Origin of the sequence: Streptomyces sp. WAC 04229 (assembly GCF_003947455.1) — a bacterium.
In the GTDB taxonomy this organism is placed as follows: Bacteria; Actinomycetota; Actinomycetes; order Streptomycetales; family Streptomycetaceae; genus Streptomyces.
The window spans coordinates 1-17,179 of the sequence record NZ_QHJH01000147.1 but is presented as its reverse complement, the minus strand read 5'-3'; the positions used below and the strand labels follow the sequence as shown (position 1 = coordinate 17,179).

Below are 17,179 nucleotides of genomic sequence, written 5' to 3'. Positions count from 1 at the left end.
AGCCCGCACCCGCTGCCCCAGGCACGGACGGGGACGCACCTCGCGAAGCCACCCGCACCGCCGCCCACGACACCCCCCACCCGGCCGCCCGCGACGCCGCTCACGACGAAGGACACTGATCGTGCAAGACACACACACCAACAGCCTGGGCTGGCTGCTCGACCAGGAACTCGGCACCGTCGAGGGCGTCCGCTACGCCGTGCTGATGAGCAGCGACGGGCTGCTCAAGGCCCGTACGGAGACGATCGGCCAGGACGACGGGGAGAAGTTCGCGGCGCTGACCGCGGCGCTGCGGGCGGCGGGCAAGGCCTGGGACGAGTTCACCGGCGGGGCGGGCATGCGCCAGCTGCTGATCGAGTCGGTCGGCTGCATCGGGCTGACGACCACCGCCGCGAAGAACACGATGCTGTCGGTGTGCACGACCGGCCCGGACGCCGACGTCGGGCTGATCTCCCACCACATGGTGCGGCTCGCCACCCGGGTGGGGCACGAACTGGGCACGGCGGAGCGCGTGCCGGTCGGCGAGGGCGCGGGGGGCGCGGAAGGCGGCTCGACGGCATGACGGGCCCGCGGCGTGACCCCGACATGGTCAGGCCCTACGTCCGTACCGGGGGCCAGGTCCGCGCGCGCGAGGACGTGCGCCCGGAGAGCGTGGTCATCGCCGCGACCGGCCCGACGGACACCCTCGCCCCGGACGCCCGCCGGGTGATGCGGCTGTTCGCCGGTGCGGACGGCGGCCTGGCCGTCGCCGACATCGCCGCCGCGCTGGAGCTGCCGCCCTCCACGGTGCGCATCCTCGTCTCCTCGCTGATGGACTCCGGCCACCTCTCCAGCCCGGTCGCCGCGACCGAGCACCAGCCCGACTTCGACCTGCTGCAGGAGGTACTCCGTGGACTGCGCTCCATGGTCTGACCCGCCCGTCACCTACGTCCCGGCCTCGGTGACGCGGTCGGCCAAGATCGTGGTCGCGGGCGGCTTCGGCGTCGGCAAGACGACGTTCATCGGCAGCGTCTCGGAGGTACGGCCGCTGCGGATGGAGGAACCCATCACGCAGGCCAGCGCCGGCGTGGACGACCTGCGGGGCACCCCGCACAAGACGACGACGACCGTGGCGATGGACTTCGGCCGCATCCACATGGCCGACGGGCGGCTCGCGCTGTACCTGTTCGGGCTGCCGGGGCAGTCCCGGTTCCAGCCGCTGTGGGAGGACCTGGCGGAGGGCGCCCTGGGCTGTCTCGTGCTGGCCGACACCCGCGACCTCGACGCCTCCCACGACGCCCTCGGTCTCCTGGACGGCGCCGGCATCCCGTACGCCGTCGCCATCAACACCTTTCCCGGCGCGCCCGGTTACCCCGAGGCCGAGCTGCGCGAGGCGCTGGCCCTGGAACCCGCGACCCCCCTGACGGCCTGCGACGCCCGCGACCGCACGTCCTCGCTGCACGCCCTGATCACGCTCACGGAGTACCTCTCCGAGCACAAGCAACAGCGCGAGCACCGCTCAGCCGCCGCCCTCCTGGAGTCCCGCCCATGACGTTGCCCTCCGCCGAGCCCGCGCCGACGAGCCCACCGGGCCGGATCGCCCTGTACGACCCGGAGTTCGCGGCGGACCCGCACGCCGCGTACCGGCGCATGCGGCGCACCCACGGTCCGCTCGTTCCCGTCGATCTGGCGCCCGGTGTCCCCGCGACCCTGGTGATCGGCTACTACCAGGCCCGCCGCATCCTCAACGACCCGCTGCGCTTCCCGGCCGACCCCCGCGCCTGGGAGAAGCTGATCCCGGCGACCTGTCCGGTCCGGCCGATGATGGAGTGGCGGCCCAACGCGCTGCGCTCGGGCGGCGCCGAGCACGCCCGCTACCGGTCCGCCAACACCCACGCCATCGACAAGGTCGACCAGCACGGACTGCGCGCCCTCGTCGAGAAGGTCGCCGACGGCGCCATCGACGGGTTCCGCAGCGCCGGCTCGGCGGACCTGCTCACCCAGTACTCGTTCCCCATCGCCTTCAGCGTCCTCAGCGCTCTGCTGGGCTGCCCGGACGAGATCGGGCAGCGCATCGCCGACGGCATGGCGAAGATCTTCGACACCACCAACGCCCAGCGCGGCAACGAGATCCTCGCCCAGGCCGTCTCCGACCTCGTGACCCTGCGCCGGCGGCACCCCGGCGACGACATCACGTCCCGGCTGACGCTGCACCCCGCCGGGCTGACCGACGAGGAGATGGGCCATCAGCTCGTCACGCTCTACGGTGCCGGGATCGAGCCGCTGACCAACCTGATCAGCAACACGATCCTGAAGATCCTCACCGACGAGGACTTCTCCGCCGACCTGCACGCCGGGCTGTCCACGGTGCGCGACGCGCTCGACGCCGTCCTCTACACCGACCCGCCGATGGCCAACTACTGCATCTCCTATCCCCCGTACCCCATCGACGTGGAGGGGGTGCTGCTGCCGGCCGACCAGCCGGTGGTGATCTCCATGGCGGCCGCGAACAACGACCCGGCCCTGACCGAAGGCGTGCCCGAGGGCCGGCACACGGGCAACCGGGCCCATCTGGCCTGGAGCATCGGCCCGCACGCCTGCCCCGCCCGTTCGCACGCCTACCTCATCGCGGAGACCGCGGTCACCCACCTCCTGGACGCGCTGCCGGAGACGGACCTCGCCCGCCCCCTCGCCGACCTCACCTGGCGTCCCGGCCCGTTCCACCGGGCCCTGGAATCGCTGCCCGTCACCTTCCCCGCCGCACACTGAGCCGCACACTAAGGAGCCAGGTCATGGCGACCCAGCAGTCTCCCCTCGTCCTCGACCCCACCGGTGCCGGTCACCACGCCGAGCATCGCGCCCTGCGGGAGCGCGGCCCGGCCACGCGGGTGGACGTGCTCGGTGTGGAAGCCTGGTCGATCACCGATCCCGCCCTGCTCAAACGGCTCCTGACCAGTCCGGACGTCTCCAAGGACGGGCGGGCGCACTGGCCCGCCTTCGGCGAGGTGGTGACCACCTGGCCGCTCGCCCTGTGGGTGGCGGTGGAGAACATGTTCACCGCGTACGGCCAGGGCCACCGCAAGCTGCGCCGGCTGGTGGCCCCGGCCTTCAGCGCGCGTCGCATCGAGGCGATGCGGCCGGCCGTGGAGGGGATGGTGGCGGGGCTGATCGACCGGCTCGCGGAGCTGCCCGCCGACCGGCCGGTCGACCTGCGGCAGGAGCTGGCGTATCCGCTGCCCATCGCGGTGATCGGTCACCTCATGGGCGTGCCCGAGGACCAGCGGGAGGGCTTCCGCGCCCTCGTCGACGGTGTCTTCGACACGACGCTGAGCCAAGCCGAGGCGCAGACCAACACCGCCCGCCTGTACGGGGTCCTGGACGAGCTGATCGCCGACAAACGGGCCATGCCGGGCGACGACATGACGTCCCTGCTCATCGCGGCCCGGGACGACGAGGAGGACGGTGCCCGGCTCTCCCCCGGGGAGCTGCGCGACACGCTGCTGCTGATGATCAGCGCCGGCTACGAGACCACCGTCAACGTCATCGACCAGGCCGTGCACACCCTGCTGACCCACCCCGACCAGCTGGAACTGGTCCGCAAGGGTGCGGTCACCTGGGGCGACGTGGTGGAGGAGACGCTGCGTCACGAACCGGCGGTCAAGCACCTGCCGTTGCGGTACGCGGTCACGGACATCGCCCTGCCGGACGGGCAGACCATCGCCCGGGGGGAGGCGATCCTCGCCTCGTACGCCGCCGCCAACCGGCACCCGGACTGGCACGCCGACGCCGACACCTTCGACGCGACGCGCGTGGTCAAGGACCACCTGGCGTTCGGGCACGGCGTGCACTTCTGCCTCGGCGCACCACTGGCCCGCATGGAGGTCGTGCTCGCGCTGCAGAGCCTCTTCGACCGCTTCCCCGGCATCCACCTCGCCGATCCGTCGGAGGAACTGCCGCCCGTGCCCTCGCTGATCAGCAACGGCCACCAGCGGCTGCCGGTCCGGCTGTACGCCGAGTGACGCGCCGGACGGCGCGCCCCGGCGTCCGGGGCGCGCCGTCCCACCGGCCGGGAGGCTGCGCGGATCAGCCGAACATGCCCGGCTCGTAGTCGCCCGCCGGCTGCTGGGTGATGACGTTCATACGGTTGTAGGCGTTGATGAGGGCGATCAGTCCGACCAGCGCGGTCAGCTGGTCCTCGTCGTAGTGCTCGGTGGCCTTCGCCCAGGCCTCGTCGGTGACGCCGCCGCCCGTGTCGGCGAGCCGGGTGCCCTGTTCGGTCAGTTCGAGGGCGGCGCGCTCGGCGTCGGTGAAGACCTTGGCCTCGCGCCAGGCGGCGATCAGGTTGAGGCGCAGGGAGGTCTCCCCGGCCTTCGCGGCGTCCTTGGTGTGCATGTCGAGGCAGAAGCCGCAGCCGTTGATCTGGCTGGCGCGGATCTTGACCAGTTCCTGGGTCGCGGCCGGCAGCCCTGAGTCGGTCACGGCCTTGCCCGCCGAGTTGATGTGGCGCAGGAGCTTGCCGGCGAGGGGATTCGAGAACAGGTTGAGTCGAGCTTCCATGAGGGGTTCCTCCGTCGTGAGTCGTCCGGCCGGTCCGGCCGGGTGGCCGGTGGTGTGCTCTGGGGCTACACCGCTACGACGGAGCGCGCGGGCGTGATGTGACAGGCCACGGAGGTCCGCGGATGTGACCTGCGTCTCACCCGTGCGTGGCGGGTTCCTCGGGCCGTTCGGGCCGATCCAGCAGCCCGAGCAGGGCGGCCGTGACGTCGGCCGGGCGTTCGTCCATCACCCAGTGCCCCGCGTCGTCCAGCATCGTCAGCTCAGCGCCGGGCACGGCCGCGGCCAGGCCGGTCGCGATGTCCGGGCTCAGGTACGGGTCCCGGCGGCCCCAGACCACCGCCGTCGGGCAGGTCACCGCGCCCAGGCGGCGACGCAGCTCGGGGCGGGGCGGGGTGCGGTAGTCACCGAAGTAGTGGAGCAGCCAGCGGCGGCCCTCAGGGGTGTCCATCCAGTCGACGTAGCCGTCCAGGAGGCGGGCGTCGAGACGGCCCGCGCGGACGAGCGGGGCGAAGGTGCGGCGGTGGAGGGCGGCGTACGGCAGGCGCAGCGCCGCGGACCGGAGTGCGGGGGTGCGTCCCGCGAGGCCGATCAGGCTGAAGACGGCGTACCAGCGGCGGGTGAACGTGGCGTGCGCGCGGCTGTTGAGGACGGCCAGCCTGCGCACCCGCGCGGGGTGGGCCTCGGTGAAGCCCAGGGCGAGGAAGCCGCCGTAGTCGTGGCCGACCAGGTTCACCGAGTCGAGTTCCAGGGCGTCCAGCAGGCGGCCGATCCGGGCGACCTCGGTGTCGTAGTCGAAGGGCAGGTGGAGGGGGCGGTCGGACTCGCCCCAGCCGAGGAGGTCGGGGGCGACGACCCGGTGGCGGGCCGCGAGGGGCGGGACCTGGTGGCGCCAGCAGTGGTGGTTCGCGGGGTAGCCGTGCAGGAGCAGCACGGGTTCGGCGTCGGGCGGCCCCGACTCCCAGCAGGCCACCCTCGCTCCGTCCACCCGGACCGACCGGGCGCGGGGCCGGTCCGTGCCCGGACTCTGCGTGTTCATCGGCTGCGCGCTCCCTCGGTCGGTCCGTCCACCCCTCTGAACGTGCGGATACCCGCAAGTGACGCGGCCAGGGCACGGCCTGCGGCCGAACGGGGGGTACGCCCGCGCCGACGGGCGCGGGAGAGGCGCTCACCCCGGCGCGTGCGCCGGGCTCGACGGTGATTAGCCTCGGAACCGTCAGTCGAGGCGTTGCAGGAGGCAGAGATGGCGAAGGTTCCCAGCGCGGCGGTCGCCGCGGGCGGGCTCGTCGGCGGGTACGGCGTGGCCCGCTGGACCAAGCGGCGGGAGCTGGGCGGGGCCGTGCTGGCCGTGGCCGGGGCCGCCGCCGCGCAGCAGTGGCGGCAGCGGGCCGGCGGTGCGGCCGCAGGCGCCCTGACGGCCGCCTACGTGGCGGGCTTCGCCGGATCCCACCCGCTGGCCAAGAAGGTGGGCGCCTGGCCCGCCGTCCTCGGCGTGGCCGGCGCGGTGGCCCTGGCCTCCTGGGCGGTGGCCGACCGGCGCGGCTGACCGGGCGGGCGCCGGGGCCGGCCGCGTGCCGTGCGAGAGCCGGTCGGGTCAGGAGCGGTGGGTCAGGACGTTGATGACCCTGCCGTTCGGGTCCCGTACGAAGAAGCGCCGTACGCCCCACTCCTCGTCCTGCGGCTCCCGCACGATCTCCGCGCCCGACGCGGCCACCTGGGTGTAGACCGCGTCGACGTCCTCGACCTCCACGCTCAGGTCGGGGACGACGGGCGCGGTGCGTTCCTCGGTGAAGAGGCTGATCTGGGCGGTCGGGTTGGACGGCGAGGCCAGGGTCGTCACCCAGCCCATGTCCATGACCTCCTCGAAGCCGAGGAGCCCGTAGAAGTCACGGCTCGAGTTCCACAGCTCCTCGGACTCGATGTGCATGTTGGGGACGATTCTGCGGATGGTCATCGGGTGGCTCCTGATCCCGTTGTTCCCTAGGGCTGCGCCTTCACGGAGGACAGCGGTTCGGCGATGTCCTCCAGCGAACGGCGTTCCGCCTTCACCGCCAGGAACGCCGCCACCAGACCGGCCGCGCACATCAGCCCGGCACCGACCTGGAAGGCGAGAACAGTGTCGCCGACCACGCCGGACTCCGTCAGGTCGGCGAAGAGCAGCGGGCCGCTGATGCCGCCGGCGGCGGTGCCGAGGGCGTAGAAGAAGGCGATGGCCATGGCCCGGGTCTCCATCGGGAAGATCTCGGAGACGGTCAGGTAGGCGCTGGACGCGCCGGCCGACGCGAAGAACAGCACCACGCACCAGCAGGCCGTCATCGTCGTGGCCGTGAGCGAGCCGCGGTCGAACAGGTACGCCGTGCCGAAGAGCAGCACGCCGGACAGCAGATACGTACCCGAGATCATGATCCGGCGCCCGACCGTGTCGAAGAGCGGGCCGAGGAGCAGCGGGCCGAGGAAGTTTCCGGCGGCGATGACGGCGAAGTAGTAGCCGGTGCTGCCGGTCGGCACGTCGAAGAAGGTGATGAGGATGGTGCCGAAGCCGAAGGTGATGGCGTTGTAGAGGAAGGCCTGGCCGATGAAGAGGGAGAGGCCGAGGACGGCGCGGCGCGGGTAGCGGCTGAAGACGGTCTTGGCGATCAGACCGAAGCCGATGCTCTTGCGCTGGTGGATGGTGATCTCACCGGCCGGCGGCGGCAGCTTCTCCCCCTTCTCCTCCTCGATCTCGCGTTCGACGGACGAGACGAGGGCGTCCGCCTTCTCACCCTGGCCGTGGATGAACTGCCACCGCGGGCTCTCCGGCACGTGCCGCCGTACGAGCAGGATGACCAGGCCGAGGACGACGCCCAGGCCGAAGCTGAGCCGCCAGCCGAGGTCCTTGGGGAAGATGTCGGTGTCCAGCATCACGATGGACAGCAGCGCGCCGCCGATGGCGCCCAGCCAGTAGCTTCCGTTGATGATGAGGTCGACCCGGCCCCGGTACTTGGACGGGATCAGCTCGTCGATCGCGGAGTTGATGGCCGCGTACTCGCCGCCGATGCCGAAGCCGGTGAGGAACCGGAAGAGGAAGAACCACCAGGACTCGAAGGACAGGGCGGTCAGCGCGGTCGCCGCCAGGTAGACGACCAGGGTCGTGATGAACAGCTTCTTGCGGCCGTAGCGGTCCGTCAGCCAGCCGAAGAACAGGGCCCCGGAGCACGCGCCCGCCACGTACAGGGCGGCGGCGAGGCCGGTGATCTGCGCGGAAGTGATGTCGAGGCCGCTGCCGTCCTCGGCGATGCGTCCGGCGACATTGCCGACGATCGTCACCTCGAGCCCGTCCAGGATCCAGACGGTCCCGAGGCCGATCACGATCATCCAGTGCCATCGTGACCAGGGCAGGCGGTCCAGGCGGGCCGGGACGGCCGTGGTGACGGTCCCGGCGGAGGCGGGCACCGGACCCGACGCCGATTCTGCTGTCATGGCTCCCTCTCCGTCGAGCGAACGCCTCCCTTGTGCCCTGCGCCGGAGGGAACACGCCCGCCGCGCCGGGTGGCCAAGAGCCCGCCGGACCGGAGCCGGACGGGGCCTACGCCCCCAGCATGCGGGAGACCGTGTAGATCAGCAGCCCGGCCAGCGAGCCGACCACCGTGCCGTTGATGCGGATGAACTGGAGGTCGCGGCCGATGTTCGCCTCGATCTTCTTGGTGGTGTGCTCGGCGTCCCAGCTCGCCACCGTGTCGGTGATCAGGGAGGTGATCTCGCGGCGGTAGGTCGTCACCACGTACACCGCGGCGCCCTCCACCCACCCGTCCACCTTGCCCTGCACCTTGGGGTCGGAGGCCATCCGGGCGCCCAGGGAGAGCAGCGAGGCCCTCACCCGCAGCCGCAGTTCGCTGCGCTCGTCCTCCGCCGCGGAGACGATCATGGACCGTACGGCCGTCCAGGCGGACGCGATCAGGTCCTGGACCTCGCCGCGGCCCAGCACCTCGGTCTTCAGCCGCTCCACGCGCGCGCGGGTGTCCGTGTCGGACTGGAGGTCGGAGGCGAAGTCCGCCAGGAAGCGGTCGAGGGCGCCGCGCGCCGGGTGGGCGGGCATGTCGCGCATCTCGGTGACGAAGCGCAACAGCTCCTTGTAGACCCGCTCGCCGACCCTCTTGTCCACGAACCGGGGCGTCCAGCCGGGCGCCCCGCCCTGCACGGCGTCCATCACGGAGTCGCCGTGCAGGACCAGCCAGTCGTGGGCGCGGGAGACGACCAGGTCGACGGCGCGTTTGTGGCCGCCGTCGGTGACGATCCGGTCCAGTAGCTTGCCGATGCCGGGGGCGATCTCCTGCGCGTCGGCCCGGCGCGTGATCGCCTCCCCCACCACGGCCTGCACGTCGGAGTCGCGCAGCACCGTGAGGGCGCCGCGCAGGGCGGCGGACAGCTCGGCCGTCACCCGGTCGGCGTGCTCGGGCACGGCGAGCCAGGCGCCGAGCCGGCTGCCGATGCCGACGGCACGCAGCCGCTGCCGCACGACGTCCTCGGAGAGGAAGTTCTCGCCGACGAACTCACCCAGGGAGACGCCGAGCTGGTCCTTCTTCTTGGGGATGATCGCGGTGTGCGGAATGGGGATGCCGAGCGGGTGGCGGAAGAGGGCGGTGACGGCGAACCAGTCGGCGAGGGCGCCGACCATGCCGGCCTCGGCGGCGGCGCCGACATAGCCCGCCCAGGCGCCCGCGCCGCGGTGGGAGGCCCACTCGGCCAGCACGTACACCACGGCGACGAACAGCAGCAGTCCGGTCGCGGTGAGCTTCATCCGGCGTACGCCGCGGCGCTTTTCCTCGTCGGCCGGGCTGAAGGAGGTCATCGCGCGGTCACGGAACGCCCCCGCGCCGGGTCCGCGGGCGCCCGCGCCGGTCCCCGTGCGCTCCCCCGCGCCCCCGGTGTCCCCGGAACCACCGGGAAGTTCCGCCTTCGTGCGTTCCATCCGCTCCACCCGTTTCGCCGATCCGTCCCGCACACATTGTCCCTTCCTGACCGACTCCCGGAACGGAACACAAGTTCCCCGCGCCTCTCCGTGGGGGGAACGCCCGGGGCTGGTGCGGCCTTTCGCCGTCCCATGCCTCATCATGGGTTCATCGGACCGGAGCCTCGGGGCTCCCCTCGCCCGAGGAGAACAGCACAACATGACCCGGGGTCGTGACGGGGGTGCGGGGGCACCTCCCACCAAGCACCGTGCCCTGCTCGCAGCGATCGTCACCTTGATAGTGGCGATTTCCGCAGCCATATACGCCGGAGCGTCCGCGGACGACGGCAGCACGGACCAGTCACCGCTCGCGAGCGGTCGTTTCCCGCGCGGTGACGCCGCTCCCGCCTCCACCGGCTCGTGGGTCGGCGCGTGGTCCACCTCGCCGGCGGCCGCCGAGCCGGGCACCGAGACGACGGGCATGGCGGGCCGTTCGGTCCGCAACGTCGTGCACGCGGGCGTCGGCGGCACCAGCGCGCGGATCACCCTGTCCAACCTGTACGGGCAGTCGCCGCTGACGGTCACGCACGCCTCCATCGCGCTGGCCGCCGGCCCGGACACGGCGGCCGCGGTCGCCGACACGATGCGCCGGCTCACCTTCCGCGGCAGCCCCCGGGTGATCATCCCGGCGGGCGGCCAGGTGATGAGCGACATCGCCCGCATCGCCGTCCCGTACGGCTCGGACGTCCTGGTCACCACGTACTCCCCGGTGCCCTCCGGCCCGGTCACCTACCACCCGCAGGCCCGGCAGACCAGCTACCTGGCCGCCGGCGACCGCACGGCGGACGTCACGGCCGTCGCGTACACCACCGAGACGCCCTACTGGCGCTACCTGACGGCGCTGGACGTGCTGAGCAACGAGGCCCACGGCACCGTCGTCGCGATCGGCGACTCGATCACCGACGGCTTCGGCTCCGAGACGAACGCCAACCACCGCTGGACCGACGTGCTCGCCGAGCGGCTGCACGAGGCCGCCGGGGACGGGCGGGACGCGCCCCGCTACAGCGTCGTCAACCAGGGCATCAGCGGCAACCGGATCCTGACCAGCAGGGCGGGTCGGCCCGCCGACAACCCGAGCGCGCTGAGCCGTTTCGAGCGGGACGTGCTGCAACGCACCAACGTCAAGGTCGTCGTGATCGTCCTCGGCGTCAACGACATCCTGAACAGCCCCAAGCTCGCCGACCGGGACTCCATCCTCGCCGGCCTGCGCACACTGACCGACCGGGCGCACGCGCGGGGGCTGCGGGTCGTCGGCGCGACGATCATGCCGTTCGGCGGCTACCGCAACTACACGCCGGCCCGCGAGGCCATGCGGCAGCAGGTCAACGCCGAGATCCGGTCCGGCCGCGTGTTCGACGAGGTCGTCGACTTCGACAAGGCGCTGCGCGACGCCTACGACCCGCGCCGGCTCCGCGGCGACTACGACAGCGGGGACCACCTGCACCCCAGCGACAAGGGGTACGCCCGCATGGGCCGGGTCCTCGACCTGGACTCCCTGAAGGGCGCGGTCCCGGTCGAGGCGTGAGCCGCTCCCGGCGCCGGCGCGGGAGAGACGGCCACGGCACCCGGTCCCGCCCGGCAGCCGCCGTCCCGGCCGCCCGCGAACGCCCCCGTGGCCGTCAGGAGTCCCGGCGGCGTTCCCGTCCCCGCCGGTCGCCGTGCAGGTCGTGGAAGGCGGGGCGGGAGGGGTCCAGCTCCCTGGGGCCGGAGTCGCGCTCCAGCGGGTCCCGCTCCCGGGACTGGCGGCGTTCCAGCTTCTCCTGGCGGCGCTCCTCCTTGATCCGGAGCTTCTCCGCGCGGGTCAGCTTGCGTTCGACGCCGACGCCGCCCCAGAAGGCGAAGCCGGTCACGATCACGCGCGGGGCGCCCGGGTCGCCGGGGACGCCCTCCTCGCGGTGGTCGAAGCCGCCCATGATCCCGATGCCGCGCACGATCACCTCGACACCGGGCGGCACGACCACGTTCATCCCGCCCATGATCGCGACGCAGTTGATCACGATCTCGCCGTCCGCGAAGTCCGCCTCGCGCAGGTCGATGTCCCCGCCGCCCCAGAAGGCGAACGAGTTGAACCGCCGCGGCACCGTCCAGCGCCCCTTGCGCTGGAACCCGGACATCACCGCGACCGCCCAGGTCGACGAGGGCTCGCCGCCGGTGATCCGGCCCGCCCAGTCCCCCGAGGCCGCCGGCTTCTTGGTCATCGACACCTTGGGCGCCACGACCGCCGTACCGTCCGGCAGGTCCCGGGTGATCGGCGCCAGCTCCCCGTAGGTCCGCGCGCGGTACGTGGCGTCCAGCCGCTCCTCGAACTCGGTCATGTCGAGCCGGCCCTCCGCGAGGGCGTCCCGCAGGACCTCGGCGACTCGTTCGCGGTCGGCGTCGGATGCGCGGAGCTCCGGGGCGTCGTCGGTCATGTACAGCAGCCTACGAGGTCACCGCGCCCGGCACTACGCGCTCGCGCGTTCCGCGTACATCTTGGCGATCACCGCTTCGATGTCCGGCTCCCGCACCGACAGGTCCACCAGCGGATACTCCGCGGCGATCCGCGCCACCAGCCCCGCCGCCGACGCCGACGCCGGGAACGCCAGCCACTGCCGCGGCCCCTCCACCCGCACCACCCGCGCCGGCGCCGGCGCCTCGATCGGCGGCAACTCCCGCTCCAGGTCGACCACGAGCGTCCGCTCGCTCTCCCCCGCCTCGTGCAGCCCCGCCAGCGGACCGTCGTACATCAGCCGCCCGTGGTCGATGACCATCACCCGCGAGCACAGCTGCTCGATGTCCTGGAGGTCGTGCGTGGTCAGCAGCACCGTCGTGCCGCGCTCCGCGTTCAAGTCCCGCAGGAAACCCCGCACCTTGGCCTTCGACACCACGTCCAGACCGATCGTCGGCTCGTCCAGGTACAGCACCTCGGGGTCGTGCAGCAGCGCCGCCGCGATGTCGCCGCGCATCCGCTGGCCCAGCGAGAGCTGCCGCACCGGCACGTCCAACAGCTCCCGGAGCTGGAGCAGTTCCACGCAGCGCTCCAGGTTCTCCCGGTAGCGGGCGTCCGGGATCCGGTACATGCGGTGCATCAGCCGGTAGGAGTCGATCAGCGGCAGGTCCCACCACAGCGTCGTCCGCTGCCCGAACACGACCCCGATGCGGTGCGCCAGCCGCGTCCGCTCCCGGGACGGGTCGATCCCCGCCACCCGCAGCCGGCCCCCGCTCGGCGTCAGGATGCCGGTGAGCATCTTGATCGTCGTCGACTTCCCGGCGCCGTTCGGCCCGATGTAGCCGACCATCTCGCCGCGCGCCACCGTGAAGGACAGCCCGTCCACGGCCCGCACCTCACGCCGCTCCCGCTTCAGGAAACCCGTCTTCCTGCGCACGTCGAAGACCTTCTCGACGCCGTCCAGCTCGATGAAGGCCGCGCCCCGCGGCGCGGCACTCTCCCCCTCGGTCATCGCCGTCGGCTCCCTCACTCGTCAGCTCCCTGTACTCCGGTACGAACGAAGCCCCGCCCGCCAGGCCAGCCCCGCCAGCGCGCAGCACACCACCGCCACCAGCGGCGACGTGAACGCCACCCACTCCGGCAGGTCCAGCGGGAAGGGCCGGTCCAGCACATAACCCGCCGGCAGCCAGTTGACGAAGGCCAGCGGCACCACGAAGGTCACCCCCCGCACCAGGTCCAGCGCGAACACGGTCGGCGGATACTGCAGCATCGTCGTACCGCCGTACGTGAACGCGTTCGACACCTCCGCCGCGTCCTGCGCCACGAACTGGAACGCCGCCGCCGCCACGAACACCGCGCAGAAGATCCCCGCCCCGCTCAGCAGCATCACCGGCATCAGCAGCAGCTTCGCCGCCGTCCAGTCGACGTCCAGCAGCACCAGGGCGTAGACCAGCACCAGCACCCCCTGCGTCACCCGGCCGAGGCGGCGCAGCGCGAACCGGTCCGCCGCCACCTGCGCCAGCACCGGCGCCGGCCGCACCAGCAGCGTGTCCAGTGTGCCGTCGCGCACCCGCCGGCCCAGCCGCTCCATCGAACCGACCGCCAGGTCGGCCAGCCCGAAGGACACGCCCGACACCCCGTACAGGAACGCCACCTCGCCCAGCGACCAGCCGCCCAGCGCGTCGACGCGGGAGAACATCAGCAGGATCGCCACGAAGTCCAGCGCGGTCGCCGCGAAGTTCCCGAACGTCGTCAGCGCGAACGACGTCCGGTAGGCCATCGTCGACCTGATCCACATCGTGGCGATCAGGCCGTACGTCCGCACCCCCTCCGCGACCCGGCCGCGCTCCCGGGCCACCCGCGCCGTCTCAGCCACCCTGGACCACCACCCGCCGTGTCGCCGCCGACTGCGTCAGCCGCCCCACCGCCAGCAGCGCCACCGCCCACCCGGCCTGGAAGACGAACGTCGCCCGCGCGTCGGCCTCGCCGAGCAGCACGTCGGCCGGCGCCTGGAGCAGTGACGACCACGGCAGCATCCGGACCACCTCGCCGAGGGCACCCGGGAACACGTTCAGCGGAAGCAGCATCCCCGAACAGAAGAATCCCGCGAGCCACGCCATCTGCGTCACCCCCATGCCGTCCATCAGCCAGAACGCCGAGAGCGCCACCAGGTACCGCAGCGCGAAACTCACCGCCGCCGCCAGCACCACCGCCACCAGGAACGCCGCCCACCTCGACACCTCCCCCGGCAGGGCCACCGGGAAGAACAGCGACCCGAACGCGAACGGCACGACCCCGCGTCCCAGCAGCTGGAACACCGCCCGCCCCAGGTCCGCCGCCAGCCACCACAGCTGGAGGTCGGCCGGCCGGTACAGATCGACGGCGATGTCACCCGTACGGATGCGCTCCATCAATTCGTCCTCGAACCCCCCGCCCCCGATCGCCAGCGCCGCCAGCAGGGCCTGCCCCAGCCAGACGAACGTCACGGCCTGCGCCTGGTCGTACCCCCCGAGCTGCGGGTTCTCCTCCCACAGGGCCAAATAGGTGTAGACCAGAATCAGTCCGAAGACCGTATTGGTGAACACCCCGGCTGCGGTGGCCGCACGATAGGTCGCGTACCGTCTGAAGCCCCCCGCCGCGACGGCCACGTACAACCGCCCCGAGCCCACGCGCACGGCCCTCCCCCCTCCGTTCGGCACCAAAGCGCAGGAGCCTAGTGCGACGGCGACCCCCCGTGCCACGGAATTTCACGGGTGTGCCGCCGAGCGGGAACGGAACCCACGATGCGAGAGTCTTCATCAGAGGGCCCGGAGGGCGCAGAGGCGCACAAGGCCGTACGAGTCCAGACCGTACGACGCGAAACAGGAGTCCGTGCACGACATGAGCGACGAGCCGCAGCCGCAGCAGCCGGAACAGGGCTGGGCGCCGAGAGAGCCACAGGCGGCCGGCGACGGGGACGCGAAGAAGCCCAAGCGGCCGAAGCGGACCGGCTGGCGCAGGCTGATCCCCACCTGGCGCATCGTGCTGAGCACCTGTGTGATCGGCCTCCTGCTGCTGGTCGGCGGCTTCTTCCTCGGCTACCACCTCGTGCAGATCCCGGCCGCCAACGCGGCCGCCACCAAGCAGTCCAACGTCTACCTGTACGCCGACGGCAGCGTCCTCGCCCGCGACGGCGAGGTCAACCGGGAGAGCGTCGGCCTCGCCCGCATCTCCAAGGACGCCCAGCACGCCGTCCTGGCCGCCGAGGACCGCGACTTCTACAGCGAGTCCGCCATCGACCCGGGCGCCATGGTCCGGGCCGGCTGGAACACCGCGACCGGCAAGGGCAAGCAGTCCGGCTCCACGATCACCCAGCAGTACGTCAAGAACTACTACCTGGCCCAGGAGCAGACGGTCACCCGCAAGGTCAAGGAGTTCTTCATCTCGATCAAGCTCGACCGCGAGAAGAGCAAGAGCGAGATCCTGGAGGGCTACCTCAACACCAGCTTCTTCGGCCGCGGCGCCTACGGCATCCAGGCCGCCGCCCAGGCCTACTACGGCATCGACGCCAAGGACCTCACCGCCGGCCAGGGCGCCTACCTCGCCTCCCTCCTCAACGCCCCCAGCCAGTACGACGTCGTCGCCCACCCCGAGAACAAGCGCGCCGCCGAATCCCGCTGGAACTACGTCATGGACGGCATGGCCGACAAGGGCTGGCTCAGCCGCTCCGAGCGCGACGCCGCGAAGTTCCCGACGCCCAAGGCGTCCACCATCTCCACCAGCATGTCCGGACAGCGCGGCTACGTCGTCAACATCGTCAGGGACTACCTGGTCCAGAACGGGATCGTGGACGAGGAGGAACTCGCCCGCGGCGGCTACCGCATCACCACGACCCTCCAGAAGGACAAGCAGAACGCCTTCGTCAAGGCCGTCGACGACAAACTGATGTCCCAGCTGGACAAGAAGGAACGCAAGGTCGACAACTACGTCCGCGCGGGCGGCGCCTCCGTCGACCCGCGCACCGGCAAGGTCGTCGCGATGTACAACGGCATCGACTACGTCAAGCAGTACACGCCCAACGCCGTCCGCCGGGACTTCCAGGTCGGCTCCACCTTCAAGCCCTTCGTGTTCACCTCCGCCGTCGAGAACCACTCCGAGACGCAGGACGGCGACACGATCAACCCGAACACGCGCTACGACGGCACCAGCGAGCGCCCCGTCGTGGGCTGGAGCGGCGGCCGCTACGCCCCCGAGAACGAGGACCACCGCGACTACGGCAACGTCACCGTCCGCGAGGCCACCGACAAGTCCATCAACGCCGTCTACGCCCAGATGGCCGTGGACGTCGGCTCCGACAAGGTCATGCAGACCGCCATCGACCTCGGACTCTCCAAGAACACCCCGGAACTGACGCCCTCGCCGTCCATCGCGCTCGGCGTCGCCACCGCCAGCCCCCTCGACATGGCCGAGGCGTACGCGACCCTCGCCAACCACGGCAGGCACGGCACGTACACACTGGTCGAGAAGGTCATGAAGGACGGCAAGCACGAGGTCGAGCTGCCCGAGCGGCGCGAGCGCCAGGCCGTCAGCCGCGAGTCGGCGGACACCACGACGTCCGTGCTGCGCAGCGTCGTCGAGAAGGGCACCGCCACCGCCGCACAGGCCGCCGGCCGTCCCGCGGCCGGCAAGACCGGTACCGCGGAGGAGGACACCGCCGCCTGGTTCGCCGGCTACACCCCCGAGCTGGCCACCGTCGTCGCCGTCATGGGCCAGGACCCGAAGACCGCCGCCCACAAGTCGCTGTACGGCGCAACGGGGCTGGCCAGGATCAACGGTGGCGGCGCGCCCGCCGAGATCTGGGGCCAGTACACCCGCAAGGCCCTGGAGGGCGAACCCGTCAGCGACTTCGACCTCCAGCTCCAGACGGGCGCCGACGTCACCGCGCCCCCGTCCGCCGACTCCTCGGACGAACCGGGCTCCGGCGACGAGAGCGGCAGCGGCGAACCGGACGACGAGTCCACCGGCGACGAGGACTCCCGCACCGAGACCCCGGGCGACGGCAGCGGCGGCACCAGCACCTCGCCCGGCGACTCCGGCGGCTCGGGCGACTCCGGCGGCGAGACCGGCGCCCCGACCACCGGCGGCCCCTCGGGCGGCGCCAGCACGGAACCGGGCCCCACGGGCGGCGGCGACGGAGGCGACGACTCCGCGAACGGCGGCACCACCGAGGGCGGCGGCGGGGACACCGAGGG

General features: G+C 72.0%; 17 protein-coding genes. 8 read left to right on the top strand and 9 right to left on the bottom strand.

Annotated features, from left to right (window positions below; all coding sequences use genetic code 11):
• The first annotated feature begins 121 nt into the window (after positions 1-121).
• The 5 genes from DMH12_RS28660 to DMH12_RS28640 are packed head-to-tail and all read left to right on the top strand — an operon-like array spanning position 122 to position 3,998.
• Positions 122-562, top strand: a complete 441-nt coding sequence (locus tag DMH12_RS28660) for a roadblock/LC7 domain-containing protein (RefSeq protein WP_125494344.1) — start codon at positions 122-124, stop codon at positions 560-562.
• Positions 559-912: a DUF742 domain-containing protein gene (locus tag DMH12_RS28655; protein ID WP_125494343.1), complete on the top strand. Its 354-nt coding sequence runs from the start codon at positions 559-561 to the stop codon at positions 910-912. The genes DMH12_RS28660 and DMH12_RS28655 overlap by 4 nt, the downstream gene beginning before the upstream one ends.
• Entirely contained in the window at positions 890-1,531 is a 642-nt protein-coding gene (locus DMH12_RS28650) for an ATP/GTP-binding protein (RefSeq protein WP_185832602.1), read from the top strand. The genes DMH12_RS28655 and DMH12_RS28650 overlap by 23 nt, the downstream gene beginning before the upstream one ends.
• Positions 1,528-2,748: a cytochrome P450 gene (locus tag DMH12_RS28645; protein WP_125494342.1), complete on the top strand. Its 1,221-nt coding sequence runs from the start codon at positions 1,528-1,530 to the stop codon at positions 2,746-2,748. Before DMH12_RS28650 ends, DMH12_RS28645 begins: the two co-directional genes overlap by 4 nt.
• 23 nt (positions 2,749-2,771) lie before the next feature.
• Positions 2,772-3,998 (top strand): cytochrome P450, encoded by a 1,227-nt coding sequence (locus DMH12_RS28640; RefSeq protein WP_125494341.1) that lies wholly within the window; start codon positions 2,772-2,774, stop codon positions 3,996-3,998.
• A gap of 64 nt (positions 3,999-4,062) precedes the next feature.
• On the opposite strand, the gene DMH12_RS28635 is transcribed toward DMH12_RS28640, so the two are convergent.
• Complete coding sequence (locus DMH12_RS28635; protein WP_125494340.1) at positions 4,063-4,536, bottom strand: carboxymuconolactone decarboxylase family protein; 474 nt, start codon at positions 4,534-4,536, stop codon at positions 4,063-4,065.
• A gap of 136 nt (positions 4,537-4,672) precedes the next feature.
• Complete coding sequence (locus DMH12_RS28630; protein WP_125494339.1) at positions 4,673-5,572, bottom strand: alpha/beta fold hydrolase; 900 nt, start codon at positions 5,570-5,572, stop codon at positions 4,673-4,675.
• Between the two features lie 204 nt (positions 5,573-5,776).
• Between DMH12_RS28630 and DMH12_RS28625 the strand changes: the two genes are divergently transcribed.
• Positions 5,777-6,079 carry a hypothetical protein gene (locus tag DMH12_RS28625; protein WP_125494338.1) on the top strand — a complete coding sequence of 101 codons (303 nt, stop codon included), beginning with the start codon at positions 5,777-5,779 and terminating at the stop codon, positions 6,077-6,079.
• A 48-nt stretch (positions 6,080-6,127) separates the two neighbouring features.
• Here DMH12_RS28625 and DMH12_RS28620 read toward each other — a convergent pair whose 3' ends face one another.
• From DMH12_RS28620 to DMH12_RS28610, 3 genes are all read right to left on the bottom strand, one after another.
• Entirely contained in the window at positions 6,128-6,487 is a 360-nt protein-coding gene (locus DMH12_RS28620; protein WP_125494337.1) for a VOC family protein, read from the bottom strand.
• 26 nt (positions 6,488-6,513) lie between these two features.
• Complete coding sequence (locus tag DMH12_RS28615) at positions 6,514-7,992, bottom strand: MFS transporter (RefSeq protein ID WP_125494336.1); 1,479 nt, start codon at positions 7,990-7,992, stop codon at positions 6,514-6,516.
• A 106-nt stretch (positions 7,993-8,098) separates the two neighbouring features.
• Complete coding sequence (locus tag DMH12_RS28610) at positions 8,099-9,481, bottom strand: DUF445 domain-containing protein (RefSeq protein WP_125494335.1); 1,383 nt, start codon at positions 9,479-9,481, stop codon at positions 8,099-8,101.
• 199 nt (positions 9,482-9,680) lie between these two features.
• On the opposite strand from DMH12_RS28610, the gene DMH12_RS28605 reads away from it, so the two are divergent.
• Positions 9,681-11,045, top strand: a complete 1,365-nt coding sequence (locus tag DMH12_RS28605) for an SGNH/GDSL hydrolase family protein (protein WP_125494334.1) — start codon at positions 9,681-9,683, stop codon at positions 11,043-11,045.
• Positions 11,046-11,139: 94 nt separating this feature from the next.
• Here DMH12_RS28605 and DMH12_RS28600 read toward each other — a convergent pair whose 3' ends face one another.
• The 4 genes from DMH12_RS28600 to DMH12_RS28585 all read right to left on the bottom strand — a co-directional run bounded on the left by DMH12_RS28600 (position 11,140) and on the right by DMH12_RS28585 (position 14,623).
• Complete coding sequence (locus DMH12_RS28600) at positions 11,140-11,931, bottom strand: DUF1707 domain-containing protein (RefSeq protein ID WP_125494333.1); 792 nt, start codon at positions 11,929-11,931, stop codon at positions 11,140-11,142.
• A gap of 33 nt (positions 11,932-11,964) precedes the next feature.
• Positions 11,965-12,960 (bottom strand): ATP-binding cassette domain-containing protein, encoded by a 996-nt coding sequence (locus DMH12_RS28595; protein ID WP_125494332.1) that lies wholly within the window; start codon positions 12,958-12,960, stop codon positions 11,965-11,967.
• A 21-nt stretch (positions 12,961-12,981) separates the two neighbouring features.
• A complete protein-coding gene (locus tag DMH12_RS28590) occupies positions 12,982-13,746 on the bottom strand; it encodes an ABC transporter permease (protein WP_399189119.1) in 765 nt (254 codons plus the stop codon).
• A 70-nt stretch (positions 13,747-13,816) separates the two neighbouring features.
• A complete protein-coding gene (locus DMH12_RS28585; RefSeq protein ID WP_125494331.1) occupies positions 13,817-14,623 on the bottom strand; it encodes an ABC-2 family transporter protein in 807 nt (268 codons plus the stop codon).
• Positions 14,624-14,828: 205 nt separating this feature from the next.
• Here DMH12_RS28585 and DMH12_RS28580 point away from each other — a divergent pair.
• Positions 14,829-17,179: transglycosylase domain-containing protein (locus DMH12_RS28580; protein ID WP_185832601.1), on the top strand; the 2,351-nt coding region annotated here is incomplete at its 3' end.

Coding starts and splice junctions, on each gene's coding strand:
- DMH12_RS28655 (WP_125494343.1), top strand. CDS start 559: ATGACGGGCCCGCGGCGTGACCCCGACATGGTCAGGCCCTACGTCCGT.
- DMH12_RS28645 (WP_125494342.1), top strand. CDS start 1,528: ATGACGTTGCCCTCCGCCGAGCCCGCGCCGACGAGCCCACCGGGCCGG.
- DMH12_RS28640 (WP_125494341.1), top strand. CDS start 2,772: ATGGCGACCCAGCAGTCTCCCCTCGTCCTCGACCCCACCGGTGCCGGT.
- DMH12_RS28635 (WP_125494340.1), bottom strand. CDS start 4,536: ATGGAAGCTCGACTCAACCTGTTCTCGAATCCCCTCGCCGGCAAGCTC.
- DMH12_RS28630 (WP_125494339.1), bottom strand. CDS start 5,572: ATGAACACGCAGAGTCCGGGCACGGACCGGCCCCGCGCCCGGTCGGTC.
- DMH12_RS28625 (WP_125494338.1), top strand. CDS start 5,777: ATGGCGAAGGTTCCCAGCGCGGCGGTCGCCGCGGGCGGGCTCGTCGGC.
- DMH12_RS28620 (WP_125494337.1), bottom strand. CDS start 6,487: ATGACCATCCGCAGAATCGTCCCCAACATGCACATCGAGTCCGAGGAG.
- DMH12_RS28615 (WP_125494336.1), bottom strand. CDS start 7,992: ATGACAGCAGAATCGGCGTCGGGTCCGGTGCCCGCCTCCGCCGGGACC.
- DMH12_RS28610 (WP_125494335.1), bottom strand. CDS start 9,481: ATGGAACGCACGAAGGCGGAACTTCCCGGTGGTTCCGGGGACACCGGG.
- DMH12_RS28605 (WP_125494334.1), top strand. CDS start 9,681: ATGACCCGGGGTCGTGACGGGGGTGCGGGGGCACCTCCCACCAAGCAC.
- DMH12_RS28600 (WP_125494333.1), bottom strand. CDS start 11,931: ATGACCGACGACGCCCCGGAGCTCCGCGCATCCGACGCCGACCGCGAA.
- DMH12_RS28595 (WP_125494332.1), bottom strand. CDS start 12,960: ATGACCGAGGGGGAGAGTGCCGCGCCGCGGGGCGCGGCCTTCATCGAG.
- DMH12_RS28590 (WP_399189119.1), bottom strand. CDS start 13,746: ATGTGGATCAGGTCGACGATGGCCTACCGGACGTCGTTCGCGCTGACG.